General features: G+C 72.8%; 16 protein-coding genes. 9 read left to right on the plus strand and 7 right to left on the minus strand.

Annotated features, from left to right (window positions below):
- Positions 1 to 159: 159 nt before the first annotated feature.
- On the plus strand, positions 160 to 2,556 hold the full coding sequence (locus tag MUY14_RS18980) for a hypothetical protein (protein ID WP_247024344.1): 2,397 nt from the start codon (positions 160 to 162) through the stop codon (positions 2,554 to 2,556).
- Here MUY14_RS18980 and MUY14_RS18985 read toward each other — a convergent pair.
- Genes MUY14_RS18985 through MUY14_RS46945 form a run of 4 tightly spaced genes read right to left on the minus strand, consistent with a single transcriptional unit; the run spans position 2,536 to position 7,388 of the window.
- Positions 2,536 to 3,324, minus strand: coding sequence for an MHYT domain-containing protein (locus tag MUY14_RS18985; protein WP_247024345.1), 789 nt, complete (start codon positions 3,322 to 3,324; stop codon positions 2,536 to 2,538). The genes MUY14_RS18980 and MUY14_RS18985 overlap by 21 nt on opposite strands.
- Before the next feature lie 13 nt (positions 3,325 to 3,337).
- Positions 3,338 to 3,718: a DUF742 domain-containing protein gene (locus MUY14_RS18990; RefSeq protein WP_247024346.1), complete on the minus strand. Its 381-nt coding sequence runs from the start codon at positions 3,716 to 3,718 to the stop codon at positions 3,338 to 3,340.
- The gene (locus MUY14_RS18995) at positions 3,715 to 4,218 is read right to left on the minus strand and encodes a roadblock/LC7 domain-containing protein (protein ID WP_247025170.1); all 504 of its coding nucleotides are present in this window, start codon (positions 4,216 to 4,218) and stop codon (positions 3,715 to 3,717) included. Before MUY14_RS18995 ends, MUY14_RS18990 begins: the two co-directional genes overlap by 4 nt.
- Entirely contained in the window at positions 4,215 to 7,388 is a 3,174-nt protein-coding gene (locus tag MUY14_RS46945; RefSeq protein ID WP_281506317.1) for an ATP-binding protein, read from the minus strand. Before MUY14_RS46945 ends, MUY14_RS18995 begins: the two co-directional genes overlap by 4 nt.
- A 450-nt stretch (positions 7,389 to 7,838) precedes the next feature.
- Between MUY14_RS46945 and MUY14_RS19005 the strand changes: the two genes are divergently transcribed.
- Positions 7,839 to 9,092: a low temperature requirement protein A gene (locus MUY14_RS19005; protein ID WP_247024347.1), complete on the plus strand. Its 1,254-nt coding sequence runs from the start codon at positions 7,839 to 7,841 to the stop codon at positions 9,090 to 9,092.
- 282 nt (positions 9,093 to 9,374) lie between these two features.
- On the opposite strand, the gene MUY14_RS19010 is transcribed toward MUY14_RS19005, so the two are convergent.
- The gene (locus MUY14_RS19010; protein WP_247024348.1) at positions 9,375 to 9,851 is read right to left on the minus strand and encodes a MarR family winged helix-turn-helix transcriptional regulator; all 477 of its coding nucleotides are present in this window, start codon (positions 9,849 to 9,851) and stop codon (positions 9,375 to 9,377) included.
- Between the two features lie 61 nt (positions 9,852 to 9,912).
- On the opposite strand from MUY14_RS19010, the gene MUY14_RS19015 reads away from it, so the two are divergent.
- Entirely contained in the window at positions 9,913 to 11,703 is a 1,791-nt protein-coding gene (locus MUY14_RS19015) for a thiamine pyrophosphate-requiring protein (protein ID WP_247024349.1), read from the plus strand.
- 106 nt (positions 11,704 to 11,809) lie between these two features.
- Here the strand turns inward: MUY14_RS19015 and MUY14_RS19020 are convergent, their stop codons facing one another.
- Positions 11,810 to 12,235: an STAS domain-containing protein gene (locus tag MUY14_RS19020; protein WP_247024350.1), complete on the minus strand. Its 426-nt coding sequence runs from the start codon at positions 12,233 to 12,235 to the stop codon at positions 11,810 to 11,812.
- A gap of 372 nt (positions 12,236 to 12,607) precedes the next feature.
- On the opposite strand from MUY14_RS19020, the gene MUY14_RS19025 reads away from it, so the two are divergent.
- The 6 genes from MUY14_RS19025 to MUY14_RS19050 all read left to right on the plus strand — a co-directional run bounded on the left by MUY14_RS19025 (position 12,608) and on the right by MUY14_RS19050 (position 18,869).
- Positions 12,608 to 14,179 carry a long-chain fatty acid--CoA ligase gene (locus MUY14_RS19025; RefSeq protein ID WP_247024351.1) on the plus strand — a complete coding sequence of 524 codons (1,572 nt, stop codon included), beginning with the start codon at positions 12,608 to 12,610 and terminating at the stop codon, positions 14,177 to 14,179.
- Positions 14,176 to 14,952 (plus strand): crotonase/enoyl-CoA hydratase family protein, encoded by a 777-nt coding sequence (locus MUY14_RS19030; RefSeq protein WP_247024352.1) that lies wholly within the window; start codon positions 14,176 to 14,178, stop codon positions 14,950 to 14,952. The genes MUY14_RS19025 and MUY14_RS19030 overlap by 4 nt, the downstream gene beginning before the upstream one ends.
- The gene (locus MUY14_RS19035) at positions 14,949 to 16,829 is read left to right on the plus strand and encodes an acetoacetate--CoA ligase (RefSeq protein ID WP_247024353.1); all 1,881 of its coding nucleotides are present in this window, start codon (positions 14,949 to 14,951) and stop codon (positions 16,827 to 16,829) included. The genes MUY14_RS19030 and MUY14_RS19035 overlap by 4 nt, the downstream gene beginning before the upstream one ends.
- The gene (locus MUY14_RS19040; RefSeq protein ID WP_247024354.1) at positions 16,826 to 17,719 is read left to right on the plus strand and encodes a 3-hydroxyacyl-CoA dehydrogenase NAD-binding domain-containing protein; all 894 of its coding nucleotides are present in this window, start codon (positions 16,826 to 16,828) and stop codon (positions 17,717 to 17,719) included. Before MUY14_RS19035 ends, MUY14_RS19040 begins: the two co-directional genes overlap by 4 nt.
- A 12-nt stretch (positions 17,720 to 17,731) precedes the next feature.
- The gene (couO, locus tag MUY14_RS19045; RefSeq protein ID WP_247024355.1) at positions 17,732 to 18,598 is read left to right on the plus strand and encodes a 4-hydroxyphenyl-beta-ketoacyl-CoA hydrolase; all 867 of its coding nucleotides are present in this window, start codon (positions 17,732 to 17,734) and stop codon (positions 18,596 to 18,598) included.
- A gap of 61 nt (positions 18,599 to 18,659) precedes the next feature.
- Complete coding sequence (locus tag MUY14_RS19050) at positions 18,660 to 18,869, plus strand: DUF2188 domain-containing protein (RefSeq protein WP_247024356.1); 210 nt, start codon at positions 18,660 to 18,662, stop codon at positions 18,867 to 18,869.
- Between the two features lie 18 nt (positions 18,870 to 18,887).
- On the opposite strand, the gene MUY14_RS19055 is transcribed toward MUY14_RS19050, so the two are convergent.
- Positions 18,888 to 19,622: an ATP-binding protein gene (locus tag MUY14_RS19055; RefSeq protein WP_247024357.1), complete on the minus strand. Its 735-nt coding sequence runs from the start codon at positions 19,620 to 19,622 to the stop codon at positions 18,888 to 18,890.
- Between the last annotated feature and the right edge of the window lie 145 nt (positions 19,623 to 19,767).

The following is a 19,767-nucleotide window of genomic DNA, read 5'->3' on the forward strand; positions in this document are numbered from 1 at the left end:
ACGCACGCGTGCGCCGAAGCCACGAATTGCGCTGTTGGCATCGCCTTTTCGGCGCCCGGGTGAGAGCGCTTCAACGCACCGTGGCCGCGGCATAGGCTTTTCCTTCGGCCAGGAAAACGATTCCTGGAACCTCCACCGCGAAAGAATCGAGGACAGTTCATGCGAAGACGCATGCTGGGAGCGTTCCTGCCGCTGGTGCTCGTGGCGGCGACCGCCGCCCCGCTGCCCGCGGCCGCCGATCCCGCGCCCGCCGCGGTTTCCGCGCTGACGAAGTCCGTGCAGGGCACCGGTTCCCCCGCCGACCACGGCGCGACGGCGAACTGGGTCATCGGGTACGACGACCACGCGACGACGACGGGCGCCGCGACCGTCACCGACGCCGTCGGGGCGGGCCAGGCGTTCCAGTCCGGTTCCCTGCACGTCCCGCCCGGCTGGACCCCGCAGTGGTCCACCGACGGCAGCACCTTCACCGGCACCGAACCCGCGTCCGGCGTGACGGCCGTGCGCGCCACGAACCCGGACGCCGGGCCCGACGCGACCCAGCTGTCCGGCGCCCTCACCCCGCCCGTGCAGGCGGTCACGACGGCGACCGGCGGCGACGGCTTCTCGCCGATCCTGTACCGCACGCCGGGTGGCGTGCTGCAGGCGTGGAACATCTACCACCACCTGGGCGCCACTTCCCCGAAGGTGGTCTGCACCGACCTCGCCACCGGGCAGCGCTGCCCGGGCGGCCCGTGGCCGAAGGTGCTCAACACCGCGTCCGGCCCGCTCGGCACCCTCGGCGCCGGCGACATCGCCAGCACCATGGTCGAGCAGTACGTGCGCGACCCCGCCACGCCTGCGAAGGTCTACTACCCCGCCGTTACGGCGACTTCGGTCGGCGTCGGCTGCCTCGACCTGGCCGCTTCCGCCAACTGCGGCTACTCGGCCCTCGCCGCCGTCGGCGGGTCGCCGCCGGTCAGCAGCATCACCGGCCTGGTGCAGAGCGGCGGCAACCTCTACGGCCTGGTCAGCTCGGGCGCGGTGGTCTGCTGGACCATCGCCACGCAGAGCGCGTGCGGCGGCCAGCCGTACGCGCCGATCGTTCCGGCCGCCAACCAGCCCTACGTCTACGGCGCGCTGTCCCCGGTGGCGGGCAAGATCTTCGCGTCCACGTCGAACCCCGGCTCCACGCAGCAGCCTTCGCTGGGCTGCTTCGACCCGGCGACGGCCGCGGCGTGCGCCGGCTGGGCGTCGGCACGGCCCACCGGACCGGCGGGCAGCTACAACTACAACTCCTACACGGCGTTCAGCACGAGCGGCGCCCCGGTGGGCGCGTGCGCGACGACGACCGGCGGTACCGACGTCACGACGTGCTACGCCCTCGACGGGTCCGCGCTCGCGGCGCCGCCGGGACCGGCCGCGCTGGGCGGTGGTGTCTACGCCTTCCCGCCGGAGGTCGTCACCGATCCGAACGGTCACGTGCGCAGCTACCTCCCGGTCTGGAACGGCGGCATCGCGGGTGCGGCGGTCTGCCACGACTGGACGACGGGGGCGGCGTGCGCGGGGCTGCCGGCCCTGATCACGCACCCGTCGGCGAACGGCGGGGCCACGCGGGACTACGGCTACTCCTACGACGCGCCGTCGGGCTGCCTCATCGGCCTCGGCGACGCGGGCGTGCTGTTCTCGATGGACCCGGAGACCGGGGCCACGCCGTGCGTCCGGTCCGGCGGGCAGGTCACGCTGAAACCGGGAGACTTCTACTGCGACGGCGGAAGTCACGTCCAGGGCTACACGGCGGCGCGGCTGACCGGCGTAGACCCGGCGAACGTCGACTTCGCCGCGTCCCGGGTGACGGTGACCGATCAGGACAACGCGGTCGTGCCGACGCCCGGCTTCGCCCCGGACGGTTCGGTCGATCTCACCGGCGTCTCCGTGGCGGCGCACCCGTCGATCACGGTGACGACGACGCTCGTGCTGCACAGCGCGGCGGGCTTCACCGGCTCGCTGGTGGTCGGCTACGCCGGCGACGCGCCGCAGCTGTGCTTCCGCACGACGATCGCGGCGGACTGCGCGGTGTCGTCGGTGGCGAACACGGCCACCGGCACCGATTCGACGGGCTCGTTCACGTCGAACACCGTGACGCTGCCGGTCGCGCCGGGTGCGTCGTGCACGCCGAAGGTCAAGGTGGAGAAGGAGATCTGCACCTCGGCCACGGCGGCCAAGTGCGGGCCGGGCGGCTCCGGCCCGTGGGCGAAACAGGCCGGCGTCGGTCTGCTCGGTCTGCTGTTCGCGACCGCGTACTGGCGGATCACGGTGACGAACGAAGGTCCGGTCGGCATCACGTCGGCGCAGGTGGTGGACAGCGTGGAACCGTCGTGCCAGACGGGTCCGTTCACCCTCGCCGCCGGGCAGTCGCAGCAGGTCCACTGCTCGACGTACGCGCTGCTGAACCTGTTCCCGATCACCAACCAGGCGAAGGTGAGCTACGTGCCGGTGAACGTTCCGCCGGGGACGCCGCCTTCGCACACGAACTGGTCGTCGGCGAAGGCCTGTTCACTGCTGTGCGTTCTCTAGGATGACCGCCCGCGGGAGGCGTTCCGGCGTCTCCCGCGGGCCTTCCGGCCGGACCGCGGGGGCCATCAGGACCGCGCAGAGCGGGACCGCCATCGCGATCGCGGCGAGCACGAACACCGGGAACAGGAAGGAGAACACCTCGACGCCCGCCGGGTCCGGGGCGGACATGTCCATGTTCATCCGCACCGCGGCCATGCCCGTGTAGTGCATGCCGGTGACCGCCGCGCCCATCACGAACCCGGCGAGCAGGCGCAGGGACAGCCGGTCGAGGAAGACGGCGAACCACAGCGCCGCCGTCGCCGCGACGATCGCGATCACCACCGACAGCGCGACGAGGAGGCCGTCGTAGCCGAAGTCGCCCTTCACGCGCAGGGCCGACATCCCGGTGTAGTGCATGACGTTGACGGCGAGGCCGGTGATCACGCCGCCGAGCGCGAGCCGCCACCAGCCGAACTTCGCACGGCCGCCGACGACCACCAGCCCGGCGAACACCGCGGCGATCGACAGCAGCGCCGACAGCACCGTGCGGAAGACGTCGTAGCGCACCGGCATCCCCGGCGTGCTGAAGCCCAGCATGGCCACGAAGTGCATGAGCCAGATGCCGACGCCGCCGATCGAGATCGCCGCCAGCACGAGCCACCGCAGGCGGTGCCTGCTGCTCACCGCGTGGCGGGCCTGCACCGCGCAGGCGAGGCCGAGCGCGCAGCCGACCACCGAGGTCAGGTAGGCGAGCACGAGCAGCCAGTGCCCGAGCGCGAAGTGTTCCATGGTCGGTTCCTCTCTACAGGTCACGCAGACCGTGCAGCACGCGTTCCATCAAGTCGTGGCGCTCGTCCCAGCCGGCGTGCTCGCCGAGGGTGTCGCGGACGATCACCATGCCGTCTTCCACCAGGTCCGAGACGAGCACCCGGACCACCCCCAGCGGCAGCCGCAGCAGCGCGGCGACCTCCATCAGCGACCGCGGCCGCAGGCACAGCTCGGTGACCTGGTCGAACGCGCTGCTCGACTGGTAGCCGGCCGCCGCGCGACCCGCCGCCGTCGTCTCGACGAGCGCTTCCACCGCGAAGTCGACCGACGGCGCCGTCCGGCCCTCGGTCCAGGCGTAGGGGCGGGCCAGCGCCGGGCTCCGGCGTGGCTCCCCTTCGCCTGCGTAGCCGGTCACCGCCGGTCCTGGCCCACCGGCATCTCGCGCGCGGGCACGTCGACCTGTCGCCCCACCCGCTCGACCAGCATCGTCATCTCGTAGCCGACGAGCCCGATGTCGCAGCCGGTGGACGCGAGGACGACGAGGTTCGAGCCGTCGCCGACGCTCATCAGCAGCAGGAACCCCTGCTCCATCTCGATGACCGACTGGACGACCCGCCCCGCGGTGAACAGCTCCGCGGTCCCGAGCGAAAGGCTCGACAACCCGGCGGCGATGGCCGCGAGCTGGTCGGCGCGCTCCCGGGGCAGCGACTCGTCGGCCGCGACGAGCAGCCCGTCGGCGGAGACGAGCACCGCGTGCGCGACCCCCGAGACGTCCTGGACGAAGCCGTGGATGAGCCAGTTCAACGTGGCGGTCCGTTCGGGCGCCGTCACGGTGCCGGGAAAAGCTGCCAAGGTCCGCGCCGACGGTTCGGCGCCGGGCACGCGCCGCTGGTGCACGTCGGGGAGTTCGGTCATCGGGGTTCCACTCCGTCCTTTCCGGATTCGTCCGCGCTCGCGGCGGTCTGCCGCCGGGCCGCGCGCATGCCCTGGTAGTGCCGGGACAAGCTGTTGCGGACAGCGGTGGCGTCCCGGAACGCCGCCCCGTCCGGCTCCCGCACCCGCGGCAGGGCCGCCCCGGGGGCGAGCTGCGCACCGGGCCGCCGGGTGGGCAGGCCGGCGGAGCTGAGTTTCTGCACGGCGGCGGGCTGGAGAGCGCTTTCCGCAGCGTGCCGCGCTTCGTCGGCGGGACTGGACCAGTCCGGCAGGGGTTGGGCGGCGGGGGGCCGCTCGCCGGTGCGGTCGGCTGGGATGGCCGCGATCGTGGGCCGTTCGCCGGAGCGGTCGGCCGGGGTGGCCGGTTCCGCGCCCGAGTGGTCCGTTCGCGCCGCGGTTCCCGCGGCCGGAGTCGCGGACCGGTCCGCTGAAGCGGCGGCGGCCGCGGGCCATTCGCCGGAGCGGTCGGCCGGGGTGGCAGGCTCCGCGCCGAAGCGATCCGCTCGCGCCGCGGCTCCCGCAGCCGGAGTCGCGGACCGGTCCGCTGAAGCGCCCGCGGCCGCGGGCCATTCGCCGGAGCGGTCGGCCGGGGTGGCAGGCTCCGCGCCGAAGCGATCCGCTCGCGCCGCGGCTCCCGCAGCCGGAGTCGCGGACCGGTCCGCTGAAGCGGCCGCGGCCGCGGGCCATTCGCCGGAGCCGGTGCGGTCGGCCCGTCCCGCGGTCTCGGCGGGGCGCTTGCCCGGACCGGAGTGGTCCGCGTGCCGGGCACCGCCTGTCTCGCCGGTGTGATCCGGGCTCGCGGCCGCGCTCGCGGGCCACTGGCCACTTCCGGACCGATCGGCGCCACCCTGCTCGCCCGAACCGGGACGGTCCGCCGAACCGGAGCGACCCGCGGCCGGGACCACCGGCCCCGCACCCGGACCGGGACGGTCCGCCGAACCGGCACGGTCCGCGGTCCGGGTCGCCGGCCGCTCGCCCGAGCCGGGCACGTCGGCCGCCGGGACCACCGGCCACTCGCCGGTTCCGGAGCGATCGGCCCGTGCTCCGGTCTCCGCGTCCGGGACCACCGGCCACTCGCCGGTGCCGGCGGTGCCGTTCGTGGCCGCGTCCGCCTCGGTGGGCCAGCCGGCCGGGACCGCCGGGGGTTCCGTGCGCGGCGTGCGGCGGTTCACCGGTTTCGCCACCGGCTCGGTGAACCAGCTCGTCACCACCTGCTCGAAGATCGGCGTCGACGCCTGCGCCGGCACCACCGCCACCGGGCGGGCGTGGCCGTTCTGCCTCGCCGCTCCCGTGCGGCCCGCGCCGATCGGGCGGGCCAGGTCCGCGATCACCAGCGCGCCCGGGACGTGGACGCTCGCCGTCACACCCGCGTGGCGGACGCCCGGGGCCGTCGCGCGCAAGCGGACCGTCACGCCGTGGAGGGCCGCCAGGCGGCCGACCACGAACAGGCCCATCCGCCGGGTCGTTTCCGGGCCGACCGTGGCCGCCGCGGCGAGGCGGGCGTTGGCCGTCGTCAGTTCCTCCGGGCTCATGCCGAGGCCCTGGTCGACCACCTCGATGAGGAGGCCGCCGTCGGCGCCGCGGTCCGCGGTCAGGGCGACCTTGTGCTCCGGCGGGGAGAAGCGGGTCGCGTTTTCCAGCAGCTCGGCCAGGATGTGGACGACGTCCGCGGCCGCCTCCGGCTGGACCGAACCACGCGGGGCGTTGCCCAGCGCGACGCGGCGGTAGTCCTTGACCTCCGAGGTCGCCGCGCGCAGCAGGTCGCGCGTCGGCACCGGCTCGCGGCCGTGGCGCACCGGGCGGCCGCCGGCCAGGACGTGCAGGTTCTCGCCGTTGCGGCGCAGCCGGGTCGCGATGTGGTCGATGCGGAACAGCTCGTCGAGCCGGCGCGGGTCCTGCTCGCCGGACTCGAGGTCCTCGATGATCGTCAGCTGCTGCTCCACCAGCGACTGGCTCCGCCGCGACAGCGTCATGAACATTTCGCTGACCTGCTTGCGGAGGTCGGCCTGCTCGACCGCCAGCCGCACGGCCTCGCGGTGCATGTCGTCGAACGCGCTGGCCAGCTGGCCGATCTCCTCGTTCGTCCGGACGCCGACCTCGGGTACCGCGCGCCAATCGACCTCCGTGCCCTCGCGGACCTGCCGGACGGTTTCCGGGAGCGCCTCGTTCGCCGCGTGCAGCGCCGCCGCCCGCAGCCGGCGCACCGGCGTGACCAGCGAACGCACCACCAGCAGCGCGATGGCGAGTGCGCCGAGCAGCGCGCCGAGCACCAGCGCGGTGTCGCGCAGCGAGTCCGACCGGGCGTCGTCGGCGGCCGCCGAAACGTCCGAAGCCAGCTTCGCCGTGACGTCGTTCAGCACGGCCGTCACGCCGGTCGTCTCCTTGGCGATCGACGAGAGCGACGCCGCGGTGGGGTCGAGCCGGTCTTCGGCGCCCTCCGTCGCGGTCTTGAACCGCGCCAGCAGCGGACCGGTGAGCTGGTGTCCGGCCTGTTCCGCGAGCACTTCCTGCTCCGCGGCGGTCTGGATGGCGGCCGGGCGCAGCGACGCGTCGGCGGGGCTGTTCAGCGCCGCCCGCACGTACGTCTCCTCGGTCGCCAGCTCGGCGCGCAGGTGCACCAGCACCCGGGCGACCTCCGCGGTGCCGGCGACGTCGTCCGGGACGGTCTCGGGCACGAGGTCGCCGAGCGTGGCGATGATGTCGTTGTAGCCGGCGGCTTTCGTGTGGGTGTCGCCGTTCGCGGCGCCGGCCGCGCGGATGCCGGCGAGCTTGCCCAGCGCGGTGTTCAGCGCGCGGCCGCTGTCGCCGGGCAGTGGCGCGAAGCCGGTGTCTCGCTGGATCGCGGCCACCTTCGCGTCCACCGCGGCGGTGATCGCGCTCGGCGCCCCGGCCGGGACGGCCACCGCGGCGACCATCTCCTGGCCCAGCGACTCGGTGAGGCCGATCGTGTCGTGCAGCACCGGCAGCCGGTCGCGGGCCGCGCTCAGCTGCGTGGCGCGATCGAGCTCGCCCTGGATCCGGATTTCCGCCAGCGCCACCGCGACCAGCACCGGCAGCAGCAGCACGACGCTGATCTTGGTGCGCACGCTCCAGTGCGCCGGCCACCACGCGGCGTCCGCCAGACGGCGGGGCGTGGGTGTTCTTTCGTGCATGGCGGAACCGCTCGATTCCCAGCCGCGCGCGGCCGACGTCGAACTCGGACAGGAGAGGACCCCAGGGCCGGTCACCGACGTCCCGGGCCAACGGTGGAAATGCCTCTCTCCCGGCCGGGCGAGGACGTGACGATGATCGAGCCGACCAGCAGGGAACATCACGTCCGGCACCCGTGTCAACCCCGCGCACGGCGTTTCGCGAGGGACGGTGTCGAATTATTTCCCGGCTAACTCTTGGTGTTTCACCGGTCGCTGCTTGTACATCGTACAAGCTGTATTCGCGCAGCTCCAGCCGTTGCTGAGCTACGCGAACCGATGTCGGCAGATTTACCCACGCACGGCCGGTCAATGCCGTTCGTGGCGAACTCGGTCATTGTTCCAATGGTTTGTTATTCATTCTCACCCCCTCCGGGTGGGGCGCCCCGCACCGGACCCGGCAGAATCGCCGCCGTGACCGATGTGGACGACAGCGCCGGGGCCGCGGCGGGGCACGGCAAGCGGGTCGGCTGGGTCGAGCTGTACTTCGACCTGGTCTTCGTGTTCGCGGTGGGCCAGGTGGCGCACGGCATCGTGGCCGAGCCGCACTGGTCGCGGGTCGCCGCCGCGCTCGGCCTGTTCGCGACGCTGTGGTGGACGTGGATCGGCTTCGCCGTGCTCTACAACCGCCGTGGCGACGACGGCCGCGCCGCCGACCGGCTCTTCGTGCTCGCCGGCACCATCCCGTGCGCGATCGCGGCCACGCAGGCGCACCACGTCTTCGAGGGGCACCCGGCGATCTTCGCGCTGGCCATGGCCGGGGTCCGGGTGATCCTGGCGGCCGCGCACCGCTGGCCCGCGCGAGAAGGGCTCGACCAGCGCCGGATCACCTGGGGCTACACGGCTTCGGCGGTGCTGTTCGCGGTTTCGGCGTTCGCGCCCCACACGTGGGCGTTCTGGGTGTTCGCCCTGCTCCAGGAGGCGGGGTTCCTGCTGCTCGGCGACCGGCCCCGCCGCCGGCGCGGCGAACGGCCCTCGCGTGCGACCCGCTGGCGTGAGCTCATCTCGTCCCCGCACGACCCCAACCTCGCGGTCGACTCGGCGCACCTCGCCGAACGCTTCGGGCTCTTCATGATCCTGCTGCTGGGCGAGCTGGTGTTCACGGTCGGCACGGCGGCGCTCGACCGCCCGGCCGACGACTTCGCGTACTGGCTGGCGATGGTCGGCGGCCTGGTGCTGGCCGGTGCGCTGTGGTGGCTGTACTTCACGTCGGCGGCGCGGATCTACGAGCGGATGCTCGACCTGTCGGGCGGCAACCCGGCGCTCGCGTATTCGCTGTACGCGGGCGGCCACCTGCCCCCGGCGTTCGCACTGGTGCTCATCGCGGCGGGGGTGAACCTGTCGCTGCACGAGTCCCCACCGCACGCGGCGGCGTGGTTCACGACGGCGGGCCTGACGATCTACCTGCTCGGCACCCGGGTCTTCGCGGCCGGCTCCCACCGCTGGTACTTCGGCCTGGCCCGCACGGCGGCACTGGTGGCCACGGTGAACCTGGCCTTCCTGGACCGGCTCCTCCCGGCCCCGGCGGTAGTGGTGGCGATCGCGGTGTGGGGCGTCGGAGCGGCGGCGATCGCGTCGATGATCCGGCACCGGGCGCTGGACCGCATGGGCGACGACCCGCTGACCTTCCTGCGTGAGCGGGCCCGGCGGGGTGGCGACGACGGGTAGCGCGGGCTCAGCTGGTCAGGATCTGCGGTGAGAGCACCTTCAGCATCGCGTTCGTCCACTTGAGCTGCCGCAGCGTCCGCGGGTGACCAGCAGCGGCAAACCCGGGTCGGACAACGCCGTCCTCGGTCAGGTCCAGGCCGTGGTGACGCAGTCGTCGGCGAGGCGGCTGTCCGCCGGACCGGCCACGGCTCCCCCGGCCCGTACAGCGTCCCAGTCACCCAGGGCACTTGATTCGGCGCCGGGTACCCGCAACTGGATCGGGCAAACGCCGTCGGCGCCGTTTTAAGTTGCGCGACGCAATGGTGACCGCGCATCCGATTCCTCCGCTTCGACCGCCGCGGCGAACCTCTCGAAAGCCTGGATCGCCGCGTCGCGGGCGCCCGGGCCGAGGCGGCGCAGGACGCCCGCCAGCACGCGGCGGCGGTCGCGGTCGACGCGGTCCACGAGCTGGCGGCCCGCGCCGGTCGGCGCCAGCAGCGTCTCGCGGCGGTTCAGCGGGTTCGGGGCCTTTTCCAGCAGCGCGAGCGTGCCCAGCCGATCACACGCCCGGGTGACCGACGAGGGGTTGAGCGCCAGTTCGCGGGCCACCTTGCCCATCGTCACCGGCGTCCGGTCGACCACCACCCGCAGCGCGCGGAACTGGGTGAGCGTCAGCTGCTCGGTGTTCCGCTCGACGGTCGAATTCGCGATGGTCACCATCGCCCGCAGCACCGCCAGTGCCGCTTCGGCGCCATCTTCCGCCTGCCACGTTTGCGTCACGCAAGCATGATAGCCGCCGAAAGCGGGTACGCGCTCACCGAAGCGAAGCAAGGGAGTGCTCATGAGCCAGACAGTCGGCGACTACCTGCTCCAGCGCCTGCGCGAATGGGGCGTGGAGCAGGTTTTCGCCTACCCGGGTGACGGCATCAACGGCATCGTCGCCTCGTTCGGGAAAGCGGACAACCAGCCGCGGTTCGTCCAGACCCGGCACGAGGAGATGGCCGCGTTCGCGGCCGTCGGCTACGCGAAGTTCAGCGGCCGGCCGGGCGTGTGCCTGGCGACGTCCGGCCCGGGCGCGATCCACCTGCTCAACGGGCTGTACGACGCGAAGCTCGACCACGTGCCCGTGGTGGCGATCGTGGGACAGACCGCGCGCAGCGCGATGGGCGGCAGCTACCAGCAGGAAGTCGACCTGCAGGCGCTGTTCAAGGACGTCGCCAGCGAGTACCTCGTCGAGGTCAACGTCGCCGAGCAGCTGCCGAACGCCCTCGACCGCGCGATCCGGACGGCCGAATCGTCCCGCTGCCCGACCGCCCTGATCATCCCTGCGGACCTGCAGGAAGAGCCGTACTCGCCGCCGCAGCACGCGTTCAAGCAGGTGCCCTCCAGCCCGCCGAGCACGTCGTGGCCGCGCCCGGTGCCGCCCGAGGCCGACCTCGACGCCGCGGCCGAGGTGCTCAACGCCGGCGAGAAGGTCGCCGTCCTCGTCGGGCAGGGCGCACGCGGCGCCGCCGAAGAGGTCCGTCAGCTCGCCGAGGTCACCGGCGCCGGGGTCGCGAAGGCGTTGCTGGGCAAGGACGTCCTGCCCGACGACCTGCCGTGGGTGACCGGCGCGATCGGGCTGCTCGGCACCCGGCCGAGCTACGAGCTGATGCGCGACTGCGACACGCTGCTGATCGTCGGCTCGAACTTCCCGTACAGCCAGTTCCTGCCGGACTTCGGCCAGGCGCGCGCGGTGCAGATCGACCTGGACGGCCGGTTCATCGGGATGCGCTACCCGACCGAGGTCAACCTCGTCGGCGACAGCGCGGCGACGTTGCGGGCGCTGCTGCCCAAGCTGGCGAGCAAGCCGGACCGGGCGTGGCGCGAGACGATCGAGAAGAACGTCGCTTCCTGGTGGGACACCGTCGAAAAGGAAGCCGCGGTCGAAGCGGACCCGGTCAACCCGATGGCCATCGTGTCCGAGCTGTCGCGGCGGATCCCGGAGAACGCGATCGTCACCGCGGACTCCGGGTCCTCGACCAACTGGTACGCCCGCAACCTCCGCATCCGCGGAGACATCCGCGGGTCCCTGTCCGGCACGCTCGCCACGATGGGCCCCGGCGTCCCGTACGCGATCGGCGCGAAGTTCGCCCACCCCGACCGGCCGGTGATCGCGCTGGTCGGCGACGGCGCCATGCAGATGAACGGCCTGGCCGAGCTGATCACGATCGCGCGGTACCAGAGCCTGTGGAGCGACCCGACCTGCGTGATCTGCGTGTTCCACAACAACGACCTGAACCAGGTCACCTGGGAGCTGCGCGCGATGGGCGGCGCACCGAAGTTCGAGGAGTCCCAGAGCCTGCCCGACGTCGACTACGCCGGGTTCGCGCTGTCGCTCGGGCTCACGGCGGTCACGGTCGACAAGCCGGACCAGCTGGCCGCGGCCTGGGACACGGTGCTGACCGCCGGCAAGCCCGCGGTGCTCGACGTCCGCTGCGACCCGGAGGTGCCGCCGATCCCGCCGCACGCCACCTTCGAGCAGATGAAGTCCGCCGCCCAGTCGGTGCTCAAGGGTGACCCGGACGCGTTCCACCTCGTGGTGCAGGGGGTCAAGACGAAGCTCCAGGAGTTCCTGCCGGGGAGCCGGTGACCCGGCCGGCGATGCGGTGATCCCGGAACTCCACGAGGGCATCAGCTGAGCGCCCCGGTCCCGCCGCGCGGGACCGGGGTTCGTGGCGCTCGGGCGACGGCGGGCCTCAGCTCTGGCTGGGGATCTCCGTGGCCCGTTCCCAGCCCGACGGCAGGCGGCTGACGTTCAGGGCGTGGTCGAGGCCGCTGGCCGACAAAGCGCGGCGGACCACCCGGTTGTCGCCGGTGACGATGCGCAGGGTCGAGTTCTCGCGGACCGTCCTGGCCTGGATGCCGCCGAGGGCGGCGAGGCCGGCCGAGTCGAGGAGGTCGACCTCGGAGAGGTCGAGCACCAGGATCGGGAAGCGGCGGTGCGCCCACGTGCTCAGCGCCGAGCGGAGCTGAGCGGCGCTGTCTTCGTCGAGGGCGCCGCGGATCTTCACCATGACCGCGCCGAAGTACGGGCGGACGACCTGGATGTCGAAGGGGCTGCGCGCCTGGCGCGCCGACGGCATCGCGGGGATCGCCGTCGCGGGGGGCTGGACGACTAACATTTCTCCACGCCTCATTCGAAGATGACGTGACGAACGGGTCTCACCGGCCCGCTCGAACGGCTGACAAATCGGGGGGCGGCTGAACTTTTCTGAACCGCACTTCGCAGCGTAGCCCTTGATCCAAACGGCGCAACCCCGCCAACGGCCGAACCGGGCACCCCCGCATGCGACGGCCGTCTTCGCAGCTCAAACCACCCATCCGGGTGAAGTTTTCGTCGTGACACCTGACTCTTGACAGCAGCGCGTGCACTACGCATCCTGGATGCATATCAGGTTTCCTTACATCCAACGCCAAGAGATTTGCGCAGAGCGCCACACTTAGCCACCGTCCGTAGCAGGAACCCTGTCACCGGTGACAAGGAGACGAACGCCGTGACCCGATCCCCCGGCCCGGCCGATTTCGGCCTGGGCAGCTGGCCCGCGCGGCGGGCGCGGATCTCGCCGGACCGCACCGCGCTCGACGGCGGCGGCGGGCAAGACCGCACGCTGACGTACGCCGGCCTCGCCGAGCGCGTCGAGCGGCTGGCCGGCGCGCTGACCCGGCTGGGGGTGCGCCCCGGCGACCGGGTGGCCTACCTCGGCGTCAACGCCGCCACCGTCTTCGAGGCGCTCTTCGCCACCGCCCGCTGCGGCGCGCTCTTCGTCCCGCTCAACTACCGGCTCTCCGGCACGGAAATCCGGTACATGCTCGATGACAGCGGCGCCTCGGTCCTGGTGCACAGCCCCGACACCGACGCGCTCGTCGCCGCGGCCGGCCCGCTGCCGGTGCGGCACGTGCTGGCGACGGACCCGGCGTCGTGCCCGGCGGGCGGGCTGGACTTCGAGGCCGAGCTCGCCGCGGGCGGTCCCCCGCCGGGCACCGGGATCGCGCTCGACGACCCGTGCCTGCTGCTCTACACCTCCGGCACCACCGGCCGCCCGAAGGCCGCCGTCCTCACCCACGGCAACCTCACCTGGAACACCGTCAACCAGCTGGCCCACCTCGACGTCCTGGGCACCGACAAGGCGCTGTGCATCGCGCCGCTGTTCCACTGCGTCGGGCTGGGCCAGATCACGCTGCCGACGCTGTTCAAGGGCGGCAGCGTGGAACCGGTCGCGAAGTTCGACGCGGGCGCGATCCTCGGCCGGATCGGCGCGGCCGGCATCACGAGCTTCTCCGCCGTGCCCACGATGCTGGAAATGCTCTGCCGCCACGAAAGCTGGGCGAGCACCGACCTCAGCTCCCTCACCTGCGTCCTCTACGGCGGCTCGCCGGTGGCCGAGCGGGTGGCCCGCGCGTGGCTCGACCGCGGCGTGCAGCTCCTGCAGGGCTACGGCATGACCGAAGCCGCGCCGGGGGTCTCGATGGCCACCCACGAGGGCACCCCCGCCCACCCGGTCGCCGCCGGGGTGCCGCATTTCTTCACCGACGTCGCCGCGCTCGGCCCGGACCTCGCCCCGGCGCCGCTGGGGGCCGAGCCCGCCGAGCTGCTGGTGCGCGGCCCGCACGTCTTCGACGGCTACTGGAACCGGCCCGAAGAGTCGAAGGCGAGCTTCGTCGAGGATGACTGGTTCCGGACCGGCGACGTCGTCCGCGTCGACGACGACGGCTGGGCCCACGTCGTCGACCGGGTCAAGGACGTGATCATCTCCGGCGGCGAGAACGTCTACCCCGCCGAGGTCGAGGCGGTCGCCACGCAGCTGGCCGACGTCGAGGCGTGCGCCGTGGTCGGCGTGCCCGACGCGCGCTGGGGCGAGGTCGGCGCCGCCTTCGTCGTCCCGCGCCCCGGGTCCCCGCTCGACGAAGCGGCCTTCCGCACCCACCTCGAACAGCACCTCGCCCGCTACAAGATCCCCAAGCACGTCGAGTTCACCGAAGCCCTGCCCCGCAACGCCACCGGCAAGATCCGCCGCGTCGAACTGCGCGCGCGAGCCGCCGGCGCCTTCCCGAACGGACCCGCATGACCACCGCCCTGCTGCCCCCTTCCCTGCGCGTCGACCGGCACGACGAGGTCGCCGTGCTGCGGCTGTGCCGCCCGGAGAAGCGCAACGCCCTCGACGACGCCACCGTGCTCGGCCTCGAAGCCTTCTTCGGCGCGCCGCCGTCCGGGGTCAAGGCGGTCGTGCTCGACGCCGCGGGCGACCACTTCTCGGCCGGGCTGGACCTGGCCGAGCTCACCGAGCGCGACGCGTTCGAAGGCCTGGAGCACTCGATGATGTGGCACCGCGCGTTCGAGCGGCTCGAACGCGGGCGCGTGCCGGTGGTCGCCGTGCTCAAGGGCGCGGTCGTCGGCGGCGGCCTGGAACTGGCGGCCGCCGCGCACATCCGCGTCGCCGAGCCCTCCGCGTTCTACGCGCTGCCGGAGGGCCAGCGCGGCCTGTTCGTCGGCGGTGGCGCGTCGGTGCGGGTGCCGCGGCTCATCGGGGCGCACCGGATGGCCGACATGATGCTCACCGGCCGCGTGCTCGACGCCGACGAAGGCCACGCCGCCGGGCTTTCGCACTACCGCGCCGAAAACGGCTTCGAGCACGCCATGGACCTGGCCCGCAAGATCGCCGCGAACTCGCCGATCACGAACTTCGCCGTCCTCCAGGCGCTGCCGCGCATCGCCGAGGCCAACCCGGCGGAGGGCTACCTGATGGAAGCGCTGATGGCGGCGGTCGCGAGCGGCAGCGCCGAGGCGAAGGAGCGGATGCAGGCGTTCCTCGAGAAGCGCGCGGGGAAGGTCGGCCGATGACCGAGATCGGCCGGTACCTGGAATGGCTGGCAGATCGCGGCCACGCGTTCGACGGCTACGCCGCACTGCACCGCTGGTCCGTCACCGACCTCGACGGCTTCTGGTCGTCGATCAAGGACTTCTTCGGCGTCCGCTTCCACTCCCCCGAGACGGCCGTCCTGCCCGACCGCCGGATGCCCGGGGCCACGTGGTTCCCCGGCGCGACGCTGAACTACGCCGAGCATGCGCTCGGCGGCCCGGCGGACGAGATCGCCGTCATCGCGTACTCCCAGACGCGCGAACGCGCCGAGCTGACCTGGGACGAGCTGCGCGACCAGGTCGCCCGGGCCCGCGCCGGGCTGCGCCGGCTCGGGGTCCGAAGCGGTGACCGGGTCGTCGCGTATCTGCCGAACACCCCGGAGACCGTGGTCGCCTACCTCGCCGTCGCGAGCCTCGGCGCGATCTGGGCGTCCTGCGCCCCGGAGTTCGGCGCCCGCTCGGTGGTCGACCGGTTCGGCCAGATCGAGCCGCGGGTGCTGCTCACCGTGTCCGGCTACCGCTACGGCGCCAAGGACGTCGACCGCCGCGGCGAAGTCGCCGAAATCCGCGCCGGCCTGCCGACCGTGGAGCACGTCGTGCACGTCCCCTACGGCGAGCACGGCCTCCCCGGCACGACCGCCTGGAGCGAGCTGCTCGCCGAGCCCGAGCCCGGGTTCGAGCCCGTCGGGTTCGCGCACCCGCTGTGCGTGCTGTTCTCCTCCGGCACCACCGGGAAGCCGAAGGCGATCGTGCACGGCCACGGCGGGCTCCTGCTGGAGCACCTCAAGAACCACGGCCTCAGCTGGGACCTGCGCCCCGGCGACCGGATGCTGTGGTTCTCCACCACCGCGTGGATGATGTGGAACGCGCTCGTCTCCGGGCTGCTCACCGGCACGTCGATCGTGCTCGTCGACGGCAACCCGCTGCACCCGGACCTCGCGTGGCAGTGGCGGCTGGCCGCCGAAACCCGCGCGACGCTGATGGGCGCGAGCCCGGGTTTCCTGATGGCGTGCCGGAAAGCGGGCCTGAACCCGGCGACGGAGTACGACCTGTCGGCGTTGCGGCAGCTCGGCGCGGCGGGCAGTCCGTTGCCGGCCGAGGGCTACCACTGGGTGCGGGACGTCTTCGGGCCGGACGTGCTGCTCAACGTCGGCAGCGGCGGCACCGACGTCTGCAGCGGGATCGTCCAGGGTGGCCCGCTGCAGCCCGTCATCGCCGGCGAGATCTCCGGGCCCTGTCTCGGCGTCGACGCGAAGGCGTTCGACGAGCACGGGAAGCCGGTGGTCGGCGAGCTGGGCGAACTGGTCATCACCGCGCCGATGCCGTCCATGCCGGTCGGGTTCTGGGGCGACGACACCGGTGAGCGCTACCGCGAGACGTACTTCGGCACCTACCCCGGCGTCTGGCGCCACGGCGACTGGATCCGGTTCTCGCCCGGGGGCAGCTGCGTGATCGCCGGCCGCTCGGACGCCACCCTCAACCGCGGCGGCGTCCGGCTCGGCACAGCCGAGTTCTACGCCGTCGTCGAGGAACTGCCGGAGGTCGAGGACTCGCTCGTCGTGCACCTCGAAGACCCCGCGGGCGGCAACGGCGACCTCCGGCTCTACGTCGTCCTCCGTGACGGCGTCCTGGACGCCCCGCTGCGCACGAAGATCGCGACGGCGTTGAAGAGCGCGCTGTCGCCGCGGCACGTGCCGGACGCGATCACCGCCGTGCCGGCGATCCCCCGCAACCGCACCGGGAAGAAACTGGAAGTGCCCGTGAAGAAGCTCCTGCTCGGCGCCCGCGCCGAAAACGTCGTCGGCCGGGACGTCCTGGCCGATCCCACCGCGCTGGACCATTTCGGAGCGCTCGCATGAGTACCGTCGCGGTCGTCGGCACCGGCGTGATCGGCGCGAGCTGGGCCGCCCTCTTCCTCGCCAACGGCCTCGACGTCGTCGCCACCGATCCGGCGCCCGGCGCCGAAGAGCGGTTGCGGAGCGCCCTCGAAGGCACGCCGACGGATCGGCTGCGGTTCGTCCCAGACGCCGGCGAAGCCGCGGCCGCCGCGGACTTCGTGCAGGAGAACGGCCCCGAGCGCGAAGACGTGAAGCACGCCCTGTTCGCCGTCCTCGACGAGGCCGCGCGCCCGGACGTGATCCTGGCCAGCAGCTCGTCCGGGCTGCTGCCGAGCGTCATCGCGCGCGGCTGCCCGCGGCACCCGGAGCGCGTCGTCGTCGGGCACCCGTTCAACCCGCCGCACCTGATCCCGCTGGTCGAGGTCGTGCCCGGGCAGGACACCGCGCCCGAGGTCGTCGACCGGGCCGTGGCGTTCTACGCCTCGGTCGGGAAGCGGCCGATCCGGCTGACGCGGGAAGTGCCCGGCCACCTCGCGAACCGGCTGCAGGCCGCGCTGTGGCAGGAGGCGTATTCGCTGGTGGAGCGCGGCATCGCGACCGTCGCCGACATCGACACCGCCATCGCGTACGGCCCCGGCCTGCGCTGGGCCGTGCTCGGGCCGTTCCTCAACCAGCACCTCTCCGGCGGCGCGGGCGGCCTGGCCCACATCCTCGAACACCTCGGCCCGCCCACCGAGCAGTGGTGGCGCGACCTCGGCCGCGTCCACCTCACACCCGAGCTCGCCGAGACGCTGGTCGCCGGCGTCGACGCCGAGCTGGCCGGCACCGATCGGCAGTCCCTCGTCGCCGCGCGCGACGCCGTCCTCGAGCGCCTGCTGGCCGCCAAGGCCGCCCAGCCCGACCTGCCCTGAGTGGAGTTTTCCGTGGACCTTTCCGCACTGACCGCCATCGACGTGCACACCCACGTCGAACAAGACGGCCACGGCTGTTTCGCCCTCGACCAGGAGCTCCTGGACGCGTCCGCGAAGTACTTCCGGGCCGGCCAGGACCGCACCCCGACGGTGACCGCGATCGCCGAGCACTACCGGGCGCGGAACATGGCCGCCGTCGTCTTCACGGTCGAGGCGCCCTCCGCCACCGGGCACCCGGCGCTCTCGAGCGAGGAGATCGCCGACGCGGCCCGCGAACACCCGGACGTGCTCATCCCGTTCGGCTCGGTCGACCCGCACGCCGGCAAGGCCGCGGTCACCCGCGCGCGGCGGCTGGTCGGCGAGCACGGGGTGCGCGGGTTCAAGTTCCACCCGAGCCTGCAGGCGTTCGAGCCGAACGACGTGCGGTTCTACCCGCTGTACGAGGCGATCCGGGAGCTGGGCGTGCCGGCGCTGTTCCACACCGGCCAGACGGGGATCGGCGCGGGGCTGCCCGGCGGGCACGGCATCAAGCTGCGCTACTCGAACCCGATGCTGCTCGACGACGTCGCCGCGGACTTCCCGGACCTGACGATCATCCTGGCCCACCCGTCGGTGCCGTGGCAGGACGAGGCGATCTCGATCGCGACGCACAAGGCGAACGTGTACATCGACCTGTCGGGCTGGTCGCCGAAGTACTTTCCGCCGCAGCTGGTGCGCGCGGCGAATTCGCTGCTGAAGCGGAAGGTCCTGTTCGGCTCGGACTTCCCGGTGCTCACCCCGGACCGCTGGCTCGCCGACTTCGCCGCCCTCGACCTCAAGGACGAAGTCCGGCCGCTGATCCTCAAGGACAACGCGATCAGGGTGCTCGGCCTGGCCTGACGTTTGCCGGCGCCGCACCGGGGCACCCGTTCCGTCCGGACTCTTTCGATCGGAGGGCGTCGTGGCGGTCGGGGACGTGCACACCTACTTCGAGGGCGGCCTGTGGAAGAACCGGATCGAAGGGGGTGCGCGGGCGTCCAACACGTCCCCCCGCCGGGTCGACGCCGTGCTGGCCGGACGGCAGATCGCGAAGAAGCGCCGCGTCGGCCACGTCGTGCACACGCCGCAGGGTGAGGTGGAGACCGAACACGACTACCGGCGCCGGCCCTGACCGTCCACAACGGACTGATCAGCGTCGGGCCAGCACCGCCCAGACGACCTTGCCGCCGGAGCGCAGCCGGCTGCTCCCCCACCGCTTCGCGACTTTGGACACCAGCCGCAGGCCGAGCCCAGTCTCGAGGACGTCCAGTCCCTCGCGCAGCACGGCGGGCCGCTCGCTCCCGTCGGAGACCGAGACACCCAGCCCGTCGCGGCGCAGCTCGACCCGCAGCCGGAGCGCGGAATCGGTGTGCCGGAGCGCGTTCTCCACGAATTCCGTGGCGACCAGGGCGGCATCTTCGGCCAGTTCGGGCACGAGCCACTCCGCGCACACGCCTTCGACGAACCCGCGCGCCCGCACCGAAGTGCGCGGCGACCGGTCGAGCGCCTTCCCCGCCCGCCGCCGCGACGGTCGTGCCAGCGCGGCTTCGGCGGCGGCGTGATCGCGGTACACGGGCACGTTCCGGTCGGCTCGCGCGGCCAGCACCGCCCGCTGCTCCGGCCGGTCGGTCACCAGCGCGAAGGGAACCGCCGGCCAGTCACCGGCCCGGAGGGCGACGAGCGCGAACACGCGCACCAGCGCCGGGTCACGCAGTTCGAGGCGGTCGATGTCGATCACCACGCCGTCGCGGGCGTCGGCCGCGAACTCCAGCAGCCGGTCGCGCAACCTCGAATAGGTCGTGCGGTCGAGCACCCCGCCGACCGAAGCCGTGGCGACCGTGCCGTGCCGCGGGATGAGCCACACCGATGAGTGGCGGGCGAGCATAACGGACCACCTCCTCGCCATCGTCTCGACTGATCGGGTAACCGCTGCGGGACCCGTCAAACGCGGCGATCCCGTTCCACCCTGCGTGTAGATCGAACCGGGCGGGGGTACCCGAGGGAACTCATCGACGTGAGGAGCCTGCCAT

Source organism: Amycolatopsis sp. FBCC-B4732 (assembly GCF_023008405.1).
GTDB lineage: Bacteria > Actinomycetota > Actinomycetes > Mycobacteriales > Pseudonocardiaceae > Amycolatopsis > Amycolatopsis pretoriensis_A.